The sequence below is a fragment of the Cytobacillus sp. EB106-05-05-XG126 genome (assembly GCF_058791715.1).
Genome location: NZ_JBYTDU010000003.1, coordinates 296451 through 314218, shown reverse-complemented (window position 1 = coordinate 314218; position 17768 = coordinate 296451). Strand labels below are relative to the sequence as shown.

The following is a 17768-nucleotide window of genomic DNA, read 5'->3' as shown; positions in this document are numbered from 1 at the left end:
GAGGAGAAGAGAATGAAGAGAAAATTACTTGTCCTTAATATTTTCCCAACGGTTTTTCCGCCTGCAAGTGGAGGCACATTGAGGTATTTTCATATATATCACAAATTAAGCCATTATTATGATATTACTTTATTATCCCAATCGAACAATAATAAAGGCAGCGTTATTGAATACTCCCAAAGTTTTCGGGAGTACTTAGCAGAAAGAGATCCTCTCTATCTGAAAATAAGGCAGGAGCTCCATGTTGCAGCACGTTCCTATGAACTTCCTTTAATTATGTGTTTGGAGCTTGCCAATCATCCCGCTTTGTACAAAAAGTATTTTAAAAAGCTTTATCACTCAAGTGATATCATCATTCATGAATCCCCCTACTTACTGGATTATGATATATATTTTAACCAAGATAATAAGCCAAGAATTTTTAATAGCCATAACCATGAATACGCATTGGCAAAGCAAATCTGGAAGGATGAAAAGGCAAGAGAATACCTTTCCAGGCTTTATGAAGCAGAACAGCGATTAACTTCATATGCTGATTTGATTTTTGCTACCTCCGGGGAGCAGAGAGAGGAATTTATTCATTCTTATGGACTGGATTCTCAAAAAGTAAAGCTTGCTCCTAACGGAATTAATACGGATGAATGGCTCCCACGCAGAAAGAAGGCTGCCGGAAGGCCAAAAGCTTTGTTTATCGGTGCCCATTATCCACCCAATATTCAGGCAGTGAAGTTTATCATTGACCAGCTTGCCGACAAGTGCCCGAATTTGGATTTTATCATTGCAGGAGGATGCTGCAGTCCTTTTCGAAAGCACAGGAAAGGGAATGTGAAATTATTGGGCTCTGTTCGGCACAAACAAAAATTATCATTATTTACTGAAGCAGATATCGCCATTAACCCAGTTATAGCTGGTTCAGGAGTGAATATAAAAACACTTGAATTTCTATCTGCAGGAATTCCCCTATTTTCCACGGTATGTGGTGTACGGGGATTAGAGCTCGTTGATCAAAAACATTATATCCATGCAGAGCATGAAGACTTTGCGGATATATTAAATAAGTTTGCCGGCAGGCACGAACTATTGAACGTGGTGGCGGCAAACGGGCAGAAATCTATCAACAGCCGTTTTTCATGGAAAAGCATAGCGGGGAACATCTACGATGCTATAGAAGAGACACTTTCTACTTAAGAAGAGTCTCTTCTATAGCTCTTTTCATTGAGTTTCCAGCCTTATCCCACGTAAGGTTCAGCATATCCAGCCTCCCTTTATTCCCCTTCTGTTTACATAGAAGCGGGTTCTCATAAGCTAATCTCATCTGTCTTTTTGTATCATCGAAATCAGCTTCAGCCCAAAGCTGGTCACCCTGCCCAAATAAACGGTGATATTGCCTTGATATGGCACTGCCGCTGTACATGCTTTTCCTTGGATCCTCGAGCTTGTAGTCAATTAGGAAGGAATTTTGTTCATTTAAAAAATCCATTTGTCCGCCCCATCCTGTAGCAATGACGGGTATTCCACTTGATAAAGCTTCCATATACGGCAAACCTACCCCTTCCCCTCTTGTGGGAAGAATAAAGGCATTGCCCAGCGTATATAAGCCTTTAAGCTGTTCTTCCGGCAGAATGCCGGTTAATACACACAAAGGGGCTGTTCCGCCAGTAAAGCCAAGCCTCCTTTTATAATTGGAAATAGAGTTTACTATTTTCCTGCGGCTGCTCCCATAGGTTTTAATAATCATTAACACATTGTCCCTCGGAGTGAACTCACTCCAATATGCTTTTAACAAGGTTTCAGGATTCTTCCTATGCTGAAAATCAAAGATTGAAACAAAAACAAATTTATTCTTTGCTTCTTTAAATGTAAACTTTTTATTTTCAGGTTTAAATGTTTGTGTGTCTGCTCCATGTGGAACCAGAAACGCAGGAGTTTTCACACCGCTTTTTTTCAGGCCATCTACATTCTGAGAGCATGGGACGCATATCCCATCACATGCATTTATAACAGGCAGCCAGGAACCTGGAATCCCTGCTGTTTCCCACACTGTATTTAATAGAATCCGCTCATATATTTTTCTATCATTTTCAATATCTTTAATATTCCCAGGCGGACAATGATAGATTAGAATTTTTTGTCTGTTTTCTTTGTATGGGCTGTTTATTAATTGCAATAGTCTCTCTTTCTTGTTTTGATCGTTAAACTCATAGGGAAAATTCCATGTATATGGCTGGACCTTTAGAACAACACCTAGGCGGTCCAAGGCCAGAACATATTCTCTGCTTGCAATTCCGTATCCGCTCGCATCAAGAACCGGGCCTTTCCAAATGACTTGATAATCAGTCACATCTCCCCCTCCCAATCATCGCTGATAATTTGCTGTACCAGGTTAAAGTCGGTCGTTCTGCTGACCGGAACAGACTTTTTTAGAAGCTTGGCGTTATTTGCAGCCCAGGTATGGTGTCCTGGCTGAGAGATCCTTATACATGCATAATTGTTTTTATCACCCGAGTAAATTTTTAAGTTCTGTTTGCTGCAAAGCTTTAAGAAGAAGGTATCTTCCCCCAGATTCCTTTTGGGAAATTGGACGATATTCATAATTTCCTTCCTGAATACCATTGTAGCCCCCTTTATCCCGATTCTGACGTACTGATTTTCCTTTCCCGGCTTATGGATTGCAAGCATCTCCTCTTCTTGAAAGTACATATACACGGTTCTTTTGCCCACAAGATCTGCAGATGATTTTTTCAGAGCAAGGATAGACTGAGTCAGATAATATGGAGCATAAAAATCGTCATCATCAAATTTCGCGATTAAATCATACCGTGATTTCTGAACAGCAAAATTTATGCATTCTCCGAGTGTAATTTCTTCAGGTAATTGAAAAACAGATACATTGGGATACTGTTGAGCCCGCTTTTGCCATGATGATAGATTCATCTCATCATTATTTAATATAATGATTAATTCTTTTTCCTTCCAAACCTGGTTTTCATAGTTTTCAAACACGTTTTCCATATAGTTCTGGCGCATTGTACAGCAAATGATAGAGACCATCTTTCCCGCTCCTTTTTACTATGCTTAACGATATCCTTCCAGGAATCCGCTATGCGGTTAATATCCTCTTCCATCAGCTTTTCACCCCATTGAACTTCTATGATATCAAGGGGGGTAATAGCCTTTACTGCATGCCTTGTTCCAACAGGAATTTGAAGGACCTCCCCAGCTTTTATAAATATAAGCCTGCCGTCCATTATAAATTCCCCTTCTCCTGCTATGACTGTCCAAGTCTCCTGTCTGAACTGATGAGTCTGGTAGCTGATATTTTCGCCGGGATTTATTTTGAGCAGCTTAGTAAGAGATTGCATTCCTTCGTTTGTATTGGTAAACTCCAAAACCTTATAGGTCCCCCATCTTTTTTCTTCACACATAGGCCGGGCAATTCCCGCTAATTGCTTGATAGAGTTGCTCTTTTGCTTATCCGCTACCAAAATTCCATCCGGACTGGCAGCAATGATGCTATTAGAGACAGAAATAGCATGAATCGGAATGGACAGCTCATTGACAATCTGTGTATTTCGGGAATCCTCTGATAGGGAACCTTTTCCCAAAATTGAACTTGCCCACTGGCCGCTTAATGCTTCCCAGCTCCCAAGATCCTTCCATTGTCCGGTGCAGGGTATCACAATGGACCTGCTATTTTTCTCGGCAACCTGATAATCAAAGCTGATTCCAGGCAGATGATCATAACTTTTCAGCAGCCTGCTGTAAGAAGTGGGAAACCCCATATTTTTTAAATAATCAAGCATAAAATTCATGGAAAAACCAAATACACCACAATTCCAGAGAGCATATCTTTCGATTAGCAGCCTCGCTGTGTCAGAATTTGGTTTTTCTATAAATTGATCGATTGTAAGGTAACCCATTTCCTCTTTCTGTGCAGGCTTAGGTACGATATATCCAAACTGCTCTGACGGAAATTGGGGCACAGCACCCATAAGAGCCAGTTCAGCCTGCGATTTCTGGAGAATACCCGGAATAGATTGCAGCTGTTCAAAAAATGGCTGATCCACATAAGAATCCACTGGAAGGACACAAATGGTTTCGTTATCACTGATATGATCATTGGAGTGGAGATAAGCACAAGCCAAAGCGATGGAAGGAAATGTACCTCTTTGCATAGGCTCGCAGATAACGGGGATGTGATTGTCTATTTGGTTATAAATCATATCCACTTGACTCTCACTGGTAATAATATATGCTGATGATAGAAGTCCGGCGTCATCAAGCTGCCGGCAGACCCGTTGAATCATCGATTCATATTCTCCCTGTTCCCTTTGCAAAAGCTTTAAGAATTGTTTTGAACGGACCGAATTGGATAAAGGCCAAAGCCTCTTGCCCATGCCTCCTGATAATAGCAGAATTTTCAGATTATTCACCTCCCTATTTCCAATGCAGATTCTTTATTACTATTGTATGAGATTGAGTGTATTCGGCTATGGTCTTTTAAACTGATGCTTTTGAGGAAAGCAGAAAGAAAGCCGTTTGTCAGGTTTCTCCGGCAGTCAATGAATCTGGCACCTTGGCGCAAAAAGAAAAAGGCTCACCAATCGGTAAGCCTTTTTTTACACCTATACATATGAATGAATTATACCGCTTCACTATCCCACTTCTTCTCATCCTGAACAAACAGCAGCCCCAGTTCATGATGGTCACCTTCATAAAGAGCACGCTGAACGAAACGAACCTGTCCGTTCACATCAAAGACCTCGAGCTTGCAGTGAGCGCCGTTCTTTTGCAGGGCCTCGTAGAAGCCTTTCTCATCATGGATTTTCACGCCATTGACTTTTGTAACAACCTCTCCCACTCCAAGAGACATTTTATCAGCAGGTGAATCGGGAACTACGCCGAGTACCATGATTCCCTGATTGCGCTTGGAAAAGTAAAACGGCGCCTGATCCTCTGCCATTCTCTGGCGGAGCGAGATGAATTCTCGCCCGATGATCGCCAGTGCAGCTGCACCCACAGCAGCAAGCGGATACCAGTAGCCTGCAGCTGAAATCAACAATAAAAGTATGCCAAACACGCTGATTCTTTGTCCAAGCAGGGCTGTTGCCTCTTTAGGAAGCGTACCTTGGATTCTCTGATGAAACCCAATTGAAAACGGGACAAGAATGAGTGAATACGTTTCACCGCCAATCGGTATCATTGGCCACCACTCAAACGGCAGCTGCAGGGCCTGACCCGGTATCAGCAGAAATACAGGAACCATCCAGATTCTTTTGGATTCATGAATGCCGATGGTCTGACCCCGCTTACTCTTTACCAGCCTGGGAGATGTCCCTTTCCGGCCGTTTCTTATAATCAGGAAGCCTTCTGCAATCACCAGAAGAGCAAGGAGAACGGCGATGGATGGGAAGATGGAAGAGTCAACATCTGATGCCGACTGGGCGAATGACGGCAAAGCCCACTGCTGTTCAAAAGCAAACATTGTGGCGAAAAAGGCGAAGCCCAGCGTATAAACTGGCGCCATCCATCTCACTTTTGCCGTTAAGCTCCACAGGAATGTAAGTGCAGCGGTAAACACAATCGTCTCCATTGGCAGGACAAGTCCCGCTCCCACCATCACCACGCTTACGGCAAGACCTGCCAGAATCCCCAGCGGAAGAAGCTGCCTCAGCTCAAAATAAGCATTTTCAGCACGGACCGAAAAGTCCTTTCGCTCTCGCTTTACACGGGAAATACCTAAAAAGGCTGCCACAAAAAACAGGTAATAAAATACCGGATTCAACAGCAGCTTTCCCGTTCCTTTTAAAAACTCAAAAATCCACTCCTCTATCAAAATTGCCACCAGCCTCTATTAATAAATTCTCATGAATTATGTAAACAGCAGAAAACTCTATTACTCTATATTCTACCAAAAGCACCTTGCAAAACCTATTACAATCTCGCTTTAAATAAAAAATAGCAGAAGGAAAATTCCTCCTGCTTCAATCGGCAAAATTCGGGTGGTGCCTGTCACTATTTGGCTATATATCTCAAAGCCATCTGCAGCTGCAAATCGTTCTGCTCTTTTTTCATTTCTTCGATGGCGGCCTGTTCAAGCGATGCAGCGGTTTTCTTGTCTATCCGGCCGGTTGCTTCAAGCTCTTTTTGCTGCTGAAAGACTTTCACTGCTGCTTCAGTGGAATCATTGAAATAGCCATCTGTCCTGCCCGGGGCATATCCGAGTCCGGCCAGAATTTCCTGTGCATTCTTCACCATTTCATTATTCATATCAATCTCCAAAGGCTTCTCCACCTGCAAAGGATGAGTCTGATAGATATCCGGCTGTTTCACCTCAAGAGTAGGCTTGATTCCTTTATTATGAATCCAGTTTCCGTCTGGCGTCAGCCATTTAAATAAAGTGAGCTTGATATTGCTGCCGTCACCCATCGGAACAGGCTGCTGAACAGTCCCTTTTCCAAATGATTTCTCACCGATAATGGCATAACCCTCCGCTTCCTTTAATGCGCCGGCCAGAATCTCTGATGCAGAGGCACTTCCTTTATCCACAAGAACGGCAATCGGATAGCTTTTTGGCTTTTCAAGTGTGGAGAAATACCTCATCTTCTCCCCATTCCGCTTCTCAATCTGCAAATATGGTTTGTCAGCCGTAACCAATTCCTTCAGGATTTCCTGAACAGAGGTCAGGAGACCGCCGGGATTTCCGCGGACATCAATGACAAGCCCTTCGATCCCTTCCTGTTCCATTTCACTCAGCTGCTTCGCAAATTCTTTGGATGTGTCTTCGGAAAAGGAGGTAATCTCCAGATACCCAACCTCTTTTCCTCTTTCCTTCTTGATTTCTGAGTAAACAGTAATTTGAGGAATTTCATCTCTTTTTACTTCCACCTTTAAAGGCTCCTTTAATCCCTGGCGCGCAACTTCAAGCTTTACCTTTGTGCCTTTTTTACCGCGGATCTTCATGGTCGCTTTATATAAATCAAGACCCTTCACACTTTCCCCGTCCACTTTTAAGATTTCATCTTTTGGCTTTAGCCCCGCTTTTTCCGCCGGTGAGTCCTTAAAAGGCGCAACAATGATGATTTTTCCGTCCACCATGCTGACTTCCGCACCGATTCCTTCAAAAGAAGATTCCAATGTATCACTGAATTGTTTTGCCGTTTCTTCATCCATATAAACGGAGTATGGGTCTTCGAGGGTTGCAAGCATGCCCTGGATGGCTCCCTCCACGAGCTGTTTCTCCTCTACTTTTTCCACATAGCTATTCAAAATCAGCTGATAGGCTGTTTCCATCTTTTCAACCTTCTCTTGATCTAACTGTTTTCCGTTTTCCTTGGAATCCAGTAATTGATTTGGGGCTCCTATCTGCGGAGCTTCCTTTGCCAGCCACTGCATGCCTGCATATGTACCGCCAGCCCCTGTCAGCAATGATCCCGTCATCAGCACGGCGATCCATCTTCTGCTCATCGTCATCTCCCTTTCCAGTTTGCTGCGTTCCTGTATATTTTCAGCGTCTGCGTTCTTCCCCGACTTTTAAATAAATAAAAACAACCCGCAAAGGGAGCGGGATGTCTTCGCTTATTTCATCCTATGTTTGGTATGGACGAGTTATGATTTCTTTTGCTTGAGAGTATTTTAAAAACAGACGTCTAATAGGATTAAAGACCCTCTTTTCGGGTAAAAGAAAAGTGGAAGAAGCTATGCTCCTTCCACTTTACGCTATTTTTATAGAGGCACAATGCCTACAGGATTAATCGCATTTGATTTTGCTGCATTCCAAGAACCTCTGTGAAGTTCAAAGTGCAGATGCTGACCGTAAGATTGTCCAGTATTACCCATGATACCGATTTGCTGGCCTTTAGAAACTGTCTGGCCAGAGCCGACAGAACGGCTTCTCATGTGAGCATATACGGTAGTATACGTTTGTCCGCCTACAGAGTGAGCAATGAAAATCGCATTTCCGTAGCTGCTGGAGTAATATGAACGGATGACAACACCATCGGCTGCCGCCACGATCGGAACTGTGCCGCCTGAAGCAATATCTACTCCAAAATGATCGCCTAATGAACGGCTGCCGAAACCGGAAGAAAGTCTTCCTGATGCAGGTCTTGTCCAGGCACCGCTTGCTACAGAAGGTGCAGATACCTGCGGGCTGCTTGAAGATCCGCTGTCAGATGAGGAGCTGCTTCCGGCTGATGAACTGCTTCCAGTTGATGAAGAGCTCTTCTTAGCCGCTTCTGCTGCAGCCTTTTGTCTTGCCAGTTCAGCTTGTTTTGCTGCCTCTGCTTGTCTTGCTGCTTCTGCTTGTCTTTCCTGCTCTAGCTTGATCGCTTTTTGAATCGCTGCTTCCTGAGCTGCAAGAATCTCATTTTCTTCGGATAATTCGAGCTTATGAGCATGCATTTCCTCTTCTTTATGCTTTAGAGATGCAAGTAATTTATCTTTCTCTGCTTTTTGTGCGTTTAAGCTCTTTTTCATGCCTTCAAGCTCTGCACGCATTTTTTCTAAAGAGGCTAGCTCTTCTTTTACCTGATTCTGTTTTTTCTCAAGCTCGTCTTTATCCGCCTGATGCGCTTGTAAAATTTCCTGGTCAGCTTCTACGATTGTTGCAACTGCTCCAACCCGTTCAACAAAATCTCCAAAGCTCTGCGCACCCATTAAAACATCAATATAGCTCACCATTCCGCCAGTTTCCTGGTAGTTGCGTGCACGGTCTTTTAATAGTTCATTACGCTTTTTGATGCGCTCTACTAATACTTTAATTTCTGCTTCAAGTTTCTCAATTTCCTTTTTTGTATCTGCAATTTCTTGATTCTTTTCTTCAATTTTAGCTAAAGCATCACTGATCGCTTTATCCAGACGCTCAATCTCACTTTGTACAGATTGCTGCTCGCTCTGGTTTTCGCTGATCTTTTTATCTGTATCGTTTAACTTAGATTCTACTCCGGAACGTTGCTGGTTAATTTTTTCCTGCTGGCTGTTTAGATCGTTTAGTTTATTTGCTGCAGACGCCTTCTCAATAGGCATCCCAACTGTTATGCTGCCAAAACCCAGAACGGCAGCTAATGATAATGTGATGATGGATTTCTTCAATTTCCGATTTCTCCTTTCAATGAACACCATATGTACAGGTTAATCGTTCTATATTTCATCCAAGTCTGAAACATTTAGCTTTTCTGAATCGTCTAATATAATGAAGCTTGAAGGCGCCTGGACAGGTTCCCCCCACCGCAGGGCCTTCTAAGCTTGTTTATACTTTCAGGAACTTTCTGACTGACATTAAGCTTCCCCATACACCAATGAGGGCACCCATCAGGATAAGAAGCCCGGAAATCTGATAGACAAACGGACTAAACTCCAGCAGCTTGACAAAATGTCCTTCAAGCTTTGGCGCCAAATAATCATAGGCGTAATAGTATGCTGATGAAACAAGCGCAATAGGAATAATGGATCCTAGCAGCCCAAGCCATAAACCTTCAAGGAAGAATGGCCACCTGATGAACGAGTTGGTTGCTCCTACCAATCTCATAATCTCAATTTCTTTTCTTCGTGACATAATCGTAATCTTAATGGTATTGGAAATCAGGAACATGGCAGTGAATAATAAGCCGATAATCAGCACAAGGCCAACGTTTCGTCCGGCATTGATAAAGTTGAATAGTTTTTCAACCTGCCCCTGCCCATATTTTACTTTTGCCGCATATTCCATTTTCTCAATCTGCTTTGCAGCTTTCATTGTGTCTGCCGGGTTTTTCGTCTTTACGATAAATACATCGTTCAGCGGATTATCCTGTTCGAACAGTTTGAAGGCTTCGCCTTCTTCACCAAGGCTGTTTATTAAACTATCAAGCTCTTTTTCCTTAGTTGAGTATTCAACTGTTTTGACTTCGGGTATTCCTTCGATTTTTTGCCGTAAAACTTCCTGATCCTGCTCATTTGCAGCAACATCGATGTGAACGCGGATTTCCACGTCCTCTTCAATGGTTGTAGCCACCTTGTTGAGATTCATCATAATGACGAAAAATACGCCAACTAAAATGAGGGTTACTGTGACCGCACTTGCAGAAGCAAATGTCATCCAGCCGTTTCGCCCGAGACTTTTAAAACTTTCGCGGAAGTGCCGGCCCAATGTTCTAGCTTTCATAGCCGTAATCACCTCTTTGCTCGTCACGCACAATTCTTCCGCCTTCAATGGCAATAACGCGGTGCTTAATCGTGTTAACAATTTCTTTATTATGAGTTGCCATGACCACAGTCGTTCCTCTCGTGTTGATTTCATCGAAGATGTTCATGATTTCCCATGAGGTATCCGGGTCAAGGTTTCCTGTAGGCTCGTCCGCTATCACGACCTTTGGAGAGTTTACGATTGATCTGGCGATGGAAACACGCTGCTGCTCCCCGCCTGACAGTTCGGTCGGAAGCATCCTTGCCTTATGTTTTAAACCTACAAGGTCCAATGTTTCCATAACTTGTTTTTTAATATTCTTCGGATGCTCTTCAATAACCTCAAGAGCAAAAGCGACATTCTCATAAACTGTCAGTGTCGGGAGGAGCTTAAAGTCCTGGAAAACGACACCTATTTTACGGCGCATTAGCGGCACCTTTGCATTCTTCAATGTAGCCAGATTCACTCCGTCAATGGTTATCGTTCCGCTCGAAGGCTTTTCTTCCCGGTACATCATTTTGATAAAAGTGGATTTCCCGGCACCACTCGGCCCTACTACATAAACAAACTCACCTTGCTTAATATGAATATCTATCCCGCTGGCAGCTGTAACGCCATTGGGGTATCTCTTATATACGTCTTTCATTTCGATCATATATATCACCTAGCATCTAGTGTGTATTAAGAATTTAAATAGCAGATGGCTTGTTTCGCTAAAAAACGACATCCTTTCGACATAGAGGATGACAAAATACTTGTAAATACTGCCTAATTAGCCATCTAAAATTCTCACACAACCCATTATAACATCATAAGTTGTCAAAATAACGGAAAAAATTATTACAGTTTCTTTTCAATCCTGATACTATTGTTACTTTTTTCCTTAATTTCTTTAATATCCTAGTGTTTTATTTTCAAAATCGACTGATTTTTCCTTCTTTTTTCATATTGCATTTACTCGATATTTGTCATAAATTCTGTGAAGCTATCCTGGATTTGAGATTGGTTATTGCAGCTTTTGTTCAATACGGGGAGTTTAACTTAGGTTTTGACGCAGCTTGGTGGATAAGCGGTGTCTATATTAAGCCATAAAACGCTTAGCGAAAAAAATAAAAACGCTCTGGTAAACAGAACGTTTTCACTTGAATCCTCTTATTTCTTGCCTGCCAGCCAAGACGCTACAGCAGAAGCTTCTTCTCCCTGAAGCAATCCTTTAGGCATTGCTCCTTTACCGTTAGCTATCGTGTTTTCAATATCTTCCTGTGATAGGTTTGCACCGATTTTATCAAGCGCAGGTCCTACACCGCCTTCAAGATTTGCACCGTGGCAGCTTGAACATTTCTGTTCATAAAGCTTTTGTGCATCGCCAGCGTCAGCCGTATCCGTTGTTGTTTCGCCGCCGCCGTTTGTAGAAGTGTCCTTGTCTTCAGCAGCATCGTCTCCTCCGCCGCAGGCTGCAAGAACTAAAGATGTACCCATTAGTAGTGCTAATAGCTTCTTTTTCACTATAATTCCCCCTCAGGAAAAAATACTAAGTACAGCTATATTATACCAACACTACGCTCGTTTGAAACCCTCGCCCAACACCTCGGAAGCATCCGTAACAATGATAAATGCAGTAGGATCAATGGTTTGAACCAGTTGTTTCAATTTTGTGAACTCTGTCTGATCCACTACACACATCAGGACCGGACGTTCATGGTCGGTATAACCACCGTATGCTGATAGTTTTGTCACACCGCGGTCAATTTTATTCAAAATTCCTTCACGAACTTCACTTTGATTTTCAGTAATGATTAAAGCCATCTTTGTCCGGCTGAAACCAAGCTGGATCAGATCAATTGTTTTACTTGTTACATATAAAGCAATTAAGGCATACAGCCCCTGCTCTATGTCAAAAATAATCGCAGCCGACAATACGATCAATCCATCGATTATCGCAACACAAGTGCCAAGAGACAAACCTGTATACTTGTTAATAATCTGTGCTGCAAGGTCTGTCCCTCCTGTTGATGCTTTACCCCTGAAAACAATTCCTAAACCAAGACCGACGCCAATTCCGCCAAACAGCGATGCGAGCAGCGGATCAGATGTCCATGGCTCATATTCCTTTGTCAGGAACACAACAAACGGCAGGAAAATTGTCCCGGCCAGAGTCTTGGCTCCAAATTGTTTTCCAAGCAGCAGCACACCAGCAATAAAGAGCGGTATATTAAATGCCCACTGTACATAAGCTGGCTCCCAGCCAACAACTGCATCCAGGATTGTACTGATCCCGCTTACCCCGCCTGATGCAATCCGGTTGGGCAGCAAAAACACATTAAACGCGATCGCAACAATGCCCGACCCTATCAAAACGTATAAATACTCCAGCAATCTCTCCGCTTTTGTACTATAAATATATCCTCTTTTATATTTGCCCATTTCTTCTCCCTCCGGTGTCCAGATCTATGCAGAATACGATATTCCATTTTTACCGTCAGTGAGTATAGCATGGAGTTTGAGGCCTGTAAATGCCATTGAACTGCCGTATTAAAGGACTCTGCTCTGCCTTTTCATTATGTTGCGATAAAAGCGTTCAATTTATCATGCAATATTAATGTGTGAAATGTTTATGAACATTGTGGAAGAATACTTCCAGGCCGCCTTCTCATCAGCATGAAATGCAGCGGCATGTGGTATAATGTCGAAAAGGAGGTGAGAAAATTGGAGAAGATTCTTAATGAAATTTTAAGTACATTGAAGGACCATTCAAAGAGGTTTGATTCAATTGATAAGAGGTTTGATTCGATTGACCATGAAATCTCTGATGTTAAAAGCAGACTTGGAAATGTTGAGAACAGGCTTGAGAATGTTGAAAGCAGAATGGAGAATGTTGAGAACAGGCTTGGGAATGTGGAAAGCAGAATGGAGAATGTTGAGAACAGGCTTGGGAATGTGGAAAATAGAATTGAAGTACTTTCTGAACAAATCGAAAATAATGCTACTGAATTCAGAAGCCATTTTAAGCATATTGAAACTAAGCTGGATCATCATGAAGAGACTTTCCATGTAATTTCGGATACATTGATGGGTACAAAAATTGATATAGAACACCTTAGTAAAAAAAGCGGAGTCCATGAAACTGAAATTAACCAGCTCAAAAAGCGTATCCACTCCTAGAGCACTCCCCATTCACCGGCTAGCTCAGTTAAAATCCCATAAAAATAAGCCTATGCCGGTAATAGGCCAGCATAGGCTTTCTTGCATTTAATCCTGAGGCGAACCCAATCTCGATCGTTAAACATACTAATAACCTACTCATCACTTGCTAATTACCCTGCGACCTAAACTTCTAAAGAAATAAATCACTGCCAACCTCAAAAATATAATAAACCCCATATAGTACACTTGCTGCTGAAGAGATCCTTATAAGATTTGAGTGTATTTTCTTTTGAGCTTGAGAAGTGATTAAAAAGGGCAACCCAAGAACAGTAGTAAAGAGAAGCATTCCAATAATTGTTCCTGCTCCAAAAATGAGGATAAAAAGAAAAGCTTGCAGCTCTGTTTGAGCCTGTGCAGTTGTTAATAGAACTAAAGCTGCACTGCCAGCCAGACCATGAATCCCTCCAATGATAAAAGACTTCTTATGATAATGCTTTGTGTTCGGCCTTTGCTGTTTATTGTCCTTAAAGCCAGTAAAGCCAAGATATATAAGCATTATGCCCACTGCCAATTCAAGAGAAAGAGCAAGAGGGCCAGGAATATGCTGATTAAGTGCTATAACCGTTACCCCAAATATCAGGAGCATTAACGTGTGGCCCAGCCCCCAGAAAACACCTGAGAGCGAAGAGCGAACCAAGCGCTTTGTCTGGCTTGCAATTGTTGAAACCGCGATAATGTGATCGGGCTCTGTTGAATGTTTTATTCCTAATGTGAAACCAAGCAATAATATAGAAAGTAATCCGCTCTCAAGCATCTAAATTCCCCCAGAGGCAAAATTCCGTTTTTCCCTCTCCAATACAGTTAAGTTCATTCATTATATAGATGTTCCTTCCAGCAATTTATTCATACTTCCGCTTTTATACCCGGCCAGGTCCATAGCTGTATATTTAAATCCAATCAATTTTAATTGCTCAGAGATTTCTTTATGATACTTTAAGAGTTCATTCATATCTGACGGATCAACTTCGATTCTTGCAATTTCATTGTGAACTCTGACACGGACCTGCTTGATTCCAAATCCCTTAATAAACTGCTCGGCCTCATCAACTTTCCTCAACTTCTCAATTGTGATTTTTTCACCATATGCTATTCTGGAGGATAAACATGCTAGTGAGGGTTTGTCCCATGTATCAAGTCCCAGCTCCTTGGAACGGATCCTGATATCGTCTTTCGTAATATCAGCCTCGGCAAGAGGGCCTCTTACATTTTTTTCAATAGCAGCCTTCACACCAGGCCGATGTTCTCCTAAATCATCTTTAATGAGACCAAAAGTCAAGTTATGATAACCTTTTTCAATCATAATTGGATACAAATTTTCAAACAGTCCCTTTTTACAGTAATAGCATCTGTTTGAATCATTTTCCGAATATCCGGGAATGGAGAGTTCTGACATCTTAATAATTTGATGCGGGGCATCAATGGCATTGGCGATTCGAATAGTTTCTTCCAGCTCGGAAGGAGGAAAAGATTCCGAGTCAGCTGTAATAGCAAGCACATTTTCTTTTCCTAATGTATCTAAAGCCACCTTTAATAAGTAGGTACTATCTACCCCTCCTGAAAATGCAATAATAATCCGTTCCATCTCTGAAAGTATTTCCTTTAGCTTTTGTTCTTTGACTAAACTGTTATGTATATTCATTTGGACACTTCCCCTCCCGTTATTGTTCTCCGATCACAAACCTGACAACATTTGGGTGGGATTTGAAATCCTTTGACCCTGCGCCATATCCTATTTTCTGAACTTTCATGGAAGGCATGTTCCCGAACTCATTAGCCAGGGTACGGACAATGGCAGCACCAGTAGGTGTCGTCAATTCACTTTGAATGTCAGTTTTCCGCAATGGAATATCTTTTAGAATTTCCAATGTTGCCGGGGCTGGCACAGGATAAAGGCCATGAGCAATTTTGATATATCCATTTCCTGCAGCAACCGGAGTACAGACTACCTTTTCAATGTTTAATGTATTGAAAGCAATTGCGGTACCTATAATATCAATCATCGAATCTACACCTCCAACTTCGTGGAAATGCACCTTTTCGAGAGTGCTGTCATGTATTTTTGCCTCTGCTGACCCTATCGTTTCAAACATTTTTAAGGCCGTTTCTTTTTCTGCCTCTTCAAGGTCAGATTCTTCAATTGCTTTTTTTATGTGTGTATAGTGGCGGTGTGAGTGTTTTTCTTCTTCTGTTTGAATGACTAATTCCGTACTGGAGATCCCCTTCTTTACAACCTTTTTTGTCCCTAGCGAAAACTCTTCCTTAATTACAGATTTAAGCTTTCTTTCTACAATTGATAAATCAACGCCCAATTCTGTGAAGGCTGCCAGAGACATATCTCCGGCAATGCCGGAAATACCGCAATCTATAAATAATATGTTCATTACATTTACCCCGCTTTGTTTTTATGTTTAGACTCTTAGCATCAAAGAAGCTGAATAGCCTGCACCAAATCCATTGTCTATATTCACCACCGTTACGCCGGAAGCACATGTGTTAAGCATGCTTAACAAAGATGTAATGCCATTTAAGTGTGCACCATATCCTATGCTGGTCGGAACCGCTATAACAGGAGTGGATACCAATCCCCCGACTACACTGGGAAGTGCACCTTCCATTCCCGCTACAACAATCAACACATCACACTTTTTAATCTCGTCAATTTGCGCAAATAAACGATGAATCCCCGCTACTCCAATATCATAAAAACTTGCGTAATGGTGTCCCATAGCTTCAATCGTCACTTCTGCCTCCCGGGCCACAGGAATGTCAGAAGTCCCTGCACAGATAACCCCAATTTTCTTCTCCGTCTTCAGTTCATAATCCTCAGGCTTATACAAAAGTGTTCTGCCGGATGAATCATATAAAGCTCCATCCACCTGCCTGCATACTTCTTCTGCAGATTTTGGGTCAACCCTTGTAGCTAAAACGGTATTCCCCTTATAAACCAAATGCTTAAATATATGTAAAATTTGTTCTTTGGTTTTACCTGCCCCAAAGATAACCTCAGGAAATCCTTGTCTGAATTCACGCTCATCGTCCACTTTGGCAAATCCGTAATCTGTAAAGCCCTTCAATTGTTCCTCAGCTTCCTCAATTGAAAGATGGCCATTTTTTAATTGTGCTAAAATATGTGTAGTATAAGATTGCATTCATTTCTTCCTTTCTTTTCTTCATCTAAAATTTATACCAGCTTAAGGAGGCTCGTAAAAAATGCAGCATGGCCAAGAGCATACTGATCATGACATGATCAAAATTGAAGTAAATCTGGACGACATTCCTGGAGAATGGCTGGGACATGTTATGGACTTATTGTTTCAATCCGGGGCCAATGATGTCTTTTATATACCGATTTACATGAAGAAAAATCGGCCGGGTACCATGCTCCAGGTTTTGTGTGAAAATAAGAAAAAATCCGAGATGATGAATATCATTTTTAGAGAAACCACCACATTGGGCGTGCGATACTACCCACTTTCTGTAAATCGTCTTGGCCGAAAATTTCGAAAGGTTGAAACACCATGGGGGACCGTCTCTGTTAAAGAGGGGCTGATGCAAGGTGAAATTGTTCAGCAAGCCCCGGAATTCAGTGATTGCAAAGCTATATCTGAGCAATACGGAATACCATTAAAATTGGTTTTTCAAGAGGTTTGGAAGCAGCTGAAATAAATCCAAATCAACTAATCCAACAATCTGGCAAAAGGACCTCCACCTATCCAAATGGCAGGTCCTTTTGACTTGAATTAGCTTCCGAAACTGCCAACGATTCAAGAATTTATTAATTCAGAAAATTCCTTTGCCTTTTCAGTCAGTTTCAAATAATCCTCATCCGAATTTAGATTTTTTGCATTTACTAACGAACTGCCTACTCCTGCGGCAACTGCCCCCGCTTTTAAATATTCCCGGATATTTTTGACATCAATACCCCCGGTTGGCATCAGCGGAATATGCGGAAGCGGCCCCTGCAGGCTTTTGAAATAAGAGACACCCATGACATCGGCTGGGAACACCTTTATCAGATCTCCGCCATTTTCATAGGCTGTCAGGATTTCAGTTGGGGTGAGGGCACCAGGGATACTGAGTACACCGTAACGTTTTGCCAGTTTAATGGTTTCCGCATGAACGATTGGCGAAAAGATAAACTCCGCTCCAGACATAATGACTGCACGCGCTGTTTCAGGATCCAGCACAGTCCCTGCCCCTACGATTGCCTGGTTTCCAAACTCTTCTCTTACTTTTTCTATTAACGAGCAAACCTTTGGTGTTTCAACTGTTATCTCAAATGTGCTGACACCGCCGGCCAGCAGCGCATGAGCAATGGGCAAAATCTGATCCTGGCTTGCACCGCGAATAACAGCAACAATCTTGCTCTTCTTTAACTCTTCTAACTTGCTCACTGATT

General features: G+C 42.2%; 18 protein-coding genes. 3 read left to right on the top strand and 15 right to left on the bottom strand.

Features of this window, described 5'->3' with window-relative positions; translation table 11 throughout:
- The first annotated feature begins 12 nt into the window (after window positions 1–12).
- A complete protein-coding gene (locus AC3WTL_RS14530) occupies window positions 13–1188 on the top strand; it encodes a glycosyltransferase family 4 protein (protein ID WP_492369642.1) in 1176 nt (391 codons plus the stop codon).
- On the opposite strand, the gene AC3WTL_RS14525 is transcribed toward AC3WTL_RS14530, so the two are convergent.
- The 10 genes from AC3WTL_RS14525 to AC3WTL_RS14480 form a co-directional block, all read right to left on the bottom strand.
- Window positions 1181–2341, bottom strand: a complete 1161-nt coding sequence (locus AC3WTL_RS14525) for a glycosyltransferase (protein WP_252219852.1) — start codon at window positions 2339–2341, stop codon at window positions 1181–1183. The two genes, AC3WTL_RS14530 and AC3WTL_RS14525, sit on opposite strands and share 8 nt — an antisense overlap.
- Window positions 2338–3051, bottom strand: a complete 714-nt coding sequence (locus tag AC3WTL_RS14520) for a glycosyltransferase family 2 protein (protein ID WP_222498936.1) — start codon at window positions 3049–3051, stop codon at window positions 2338–2340. The genes AC3WTL_RS14525 and AC3WTL_RS14520 overlap by 4 nt, the downstream gene beginning before the upstream one ends.
- Complete coding sequence (locus AC3WTL_RS14515; protein ID WP_492369641.1) at window positions 2958–4433, bottom strand: sugar phosphate nucleotidyltransferase; 1476 nt, start codon at window positions 4431–4433, stop codon at window positions 2958–2960. Before AC3WTL_RS14515 ends, AC3WTL_RS14520 begins: the two co-directional genes overlap by 94 nt.
- Before the next feature lie 209 nt (window positions 4434–4642).
- Entirely contained in the window at window positions 4643–5836 is a 1194-nt protein-coding gene (locus AC3WTL_RS14510) for a PDZ domain-containing protein (protein WP_492369640.1), read from the bottom strand.
- A gap of 179 nt (window positions 5837–6015) precedes the next feature.
- Window positions 6016–7467, bottom strand: coding sequence for a S41 family peptidase (locus AC3WTL_RS14505; RefSeq protein ID WP_492369639.1), 1452 nt, complete (start codon window positions 7465–7467; stop codon window positions 6016–6018).
- Window positions 7468–7725: 258 nt separating this feature from the next.
- On the bottom strand, window positions 7726–9093 hold the full coding sequence (locus AC3WTL_RS14500) for a murein hydrolase activator EnvC family protein (RefSeq protein ID WP_163142179.1): 1368 nt from the start codon (window positions 9091–9093) through the stop codon (window positions 7726–7728).
- 157 nt (window positions 9094–9250) lie between these two features.
- Complete coding sequence (gene ftsX / locus AC3WTL_RS14495) at window positions 9251–10144, bottom strand: permease-like cell division protein FtsX (RefSeq protein WP_048009812.1); 894 nt, start codon at window positions 10142–10144, stop codon at window positions 9251–9253.
- A complete protein-coding gene (ftsE, locus tag AC3WTL_RS14490; RefSeq protein ID WP_048009813.1) occupies window positions 10134–10820 on the bottom strand; it encodes a cell division ATP-binding protein FtsE in 687 nt (228 codons plus the stop codon). The genes ftsX and ftsE overlap by 11 nt, the downstream gene beginning before the upstream one ends.
- A gap of 497 nt (window positions 10821–11317) precedes the next feature.
- The gene (gene cccB / locus AC3WTL_RS14485; protein WP_048009814.1) at window positions 11318–11671 is read right to left on the bottom strand and encodes a cytochrome c551; all 354 of its coding nucleotides are present in this window, start codon (window positions 11669–11671) and stop codon (window positions 11318–11320) included.
- Window positions 11672–11722: 51 nt separating this feature from the next.
- Window positions 11723–12589, bottom strand: coding sequence for a YitT family protein (locus AC3WTL_RS14480; protein ID WP_163142173.1), 867 nt, complete (start codon window positions 12587–12589; stop codon window positions 11723–11725).
- A gap of 282 nt (window positions 12590–12871) precedes the next feature.
- On the opposite strand from AC3WTL_RS14480, the gene AC3WTL_RS14475 reads away from it, so the two are divergent.
- Window positions 12872–13327, top strand: a complete 456-nt coding sequence (locus AC3WTL_RS14475; protein ID WP_222498930.1) for a hypothetical protein — start codon at window positions 12872–12874, stop codon at window positions 13325–13327.
- A gap of 172 nt (window positions 13328–13499) precedes the next feature.
- Here AC3WTL_RS14475 and AC3WTL_RS14470 read toward each other — a convergent pair whose 3' ends face one another.
- The 4 genes from AC3WTL_RS14470 to larB are packed head-to-tail and all read right to left on the bottom strand — an operon-like array spanning window position 13500 to window position 16518.
- Complete coding sequence (locus AC3WTL_RS14470) at window positions 13500–14123, bottom strand: urease accessory protein UreH (RefSeq protein WP_492369638.1); 624 nt, start codon at window positions 14121–14123, stop codon at window positions 13500–13502.
- Between the two features lie 60 nt (window positions 14124–14183).
- The gene (gene larE, locus AC3WTL_RS14465; RefSeq protein WP_163142164.1) at window positions 14184–15008 is read right to left on the bottom strand and encodes an ATP-dependent sacrificial sulfur transferase LarE; all 825 of its coding nucleotides are present in this window, start codon (window positions 15006–15008) and stop codon (window positions 14184–14186) included.
- Window positions 15009–15027: 19 nt separating this feature from the next.
- On the bottom strand, window positions 15028–15750 hold the full coding sequence (gene larC / locus AC3WTL_RS14460) for a nickel pincer cofactor biosynthesis protein LarC (protein WP_222498928.1): 723 nt from the start codon (window positions 15748–15750) through the stop codon (window positions 15028–15030).
- 27 nt (window positions 15751–15777) lie between these two features.
- Window positions 15778–16518, bottom strand: a complete 741-nt coding sequence (larB, locus tag AC3WTL_RS14455; RefSeq protein WP_492369637.1) for a nickel pincer cofactor biosynthesis protein LarB — start codon at window positions 16516–16518, stop codon at window positions 15778–15780.
- A 61-nt stretch (window positions 16519–16579) separates the two neighbouring features.
- On the opposite strand from larB, the gene larC2 reads away from it, so the two are divergent.
- On the top strand, window positions 16580–17035 hold the full coding sequence (gene larC2, locus AC3WTL_RS14450; protein WP_048009821.1) for a nickel pincer cofactor biosynthesis protein LarC2: 456 nt from the start codon (window positions 16580–16582) through the stop codon (window positions 17033–17035).
- 98 nt (window positions 17036–17133) lie between these two features.
- Here larC2 and AC3WTL_RS14445 read toward each other — a convergent pair whose 3' ends face one another.
- Window positions 17134–17763: a bifunctional 4-hydroxy-2-oxoglutarate aldolase/2-dehydro-3-deoxy-phosphogluconate aldolase gene (locus AC3WTL_RS14445; RefSeq protein ID WP_163142156.1), complete on the bottom strand. Its 630-nt coding sequence runs from the start codon at window positions 17761–17763 to the stop codon at window positions 17134–17136.
- Between the last annotated feature and the right edge of the window lie 5 nt (window positions 17764–17768).

What these genes read in the sequence shown, in the direction of transcription:
- AC3WTL_RS14530 (WP_492369642.1), top strand. Translation starts at nt 13, where the DNA reads ATGAAGAGAAAATTACTTGTCCTTAATATTTTCCCAACGGTTTTTCCG.
- AC3WTL_RS14520 (WP_222498936.1), bottom strand. Translation starts at nt 3,051, where the DNA reads ATGGTCTCTATCATTTGCTGTACAATGCGCCAGAACTATATGGAAAAC.
- AC3WTL_RS14505 (WP_492369639.1), bottom strand. Translation starts at nt 7,467, where the DNA reads ATGAGCAGAAGATGGATCGCCGTGCTGATGACGGGATCATTGCTGACA.
- ftsX (WP_048009812.1), bottom strand. Translation starts at nt 10,144, where the DNA reads ATGAAAGCTAGAACATTGGGCCGGCACTTCCGCGAAAGTTTTAAAAGT.
- ftsE (WP_048009813.1), bottom strand. Translation starts at nt 10,820, where the DNA reads ATGATCGAAATGAAAGACGTATATAAGAGATACCCCAATGGCGTTACA.
- AC3WTL_RS14480 (WP_163142173.1), bottom strand. Translation starts at nt 12,589, where the DNA reads ATGGGCAAATATAAAAGAGGATATATTTATAGTACAAAAGCGGAGAGA.
- AC3WTL_RS14470 (WP_492369638.1), bottom strand. Translation starts at nt 14,123, where the DNA reads ATGCTTGAGAGCGGATTACTTTCTATATTATTGCTTGGTTTCACATTA.
- larE (WP_163142164.1), bottom strand. Translation starts at nt 15,008, where the DNA reads ATGAATATACATAACAGTTTAGTCAAAGAACAAAAGCTAAAGGAAATA.
- larC (WP_222498928.1), bottom strand. Translation starts at nt 15,750, where the DNA reads ATGAACATATTATTTATAGATTGCGGTATTTCCGGCATTGCCGGAGAT.
- larB (WP_492369637.1), bottom strand. Translation starts at nt 16,518, where the DNA reads ATGCAATCTTATACTACACATATTTTAGCACAATTAAAAAATGGCCAT.
- larC2 (WP_048009821.1), top strand. Translation starts at nt 16,580, where the DNA reads ATGCAGCATGGCCAAGAGCATACTGATCATGACATGATCAAAATTGAA.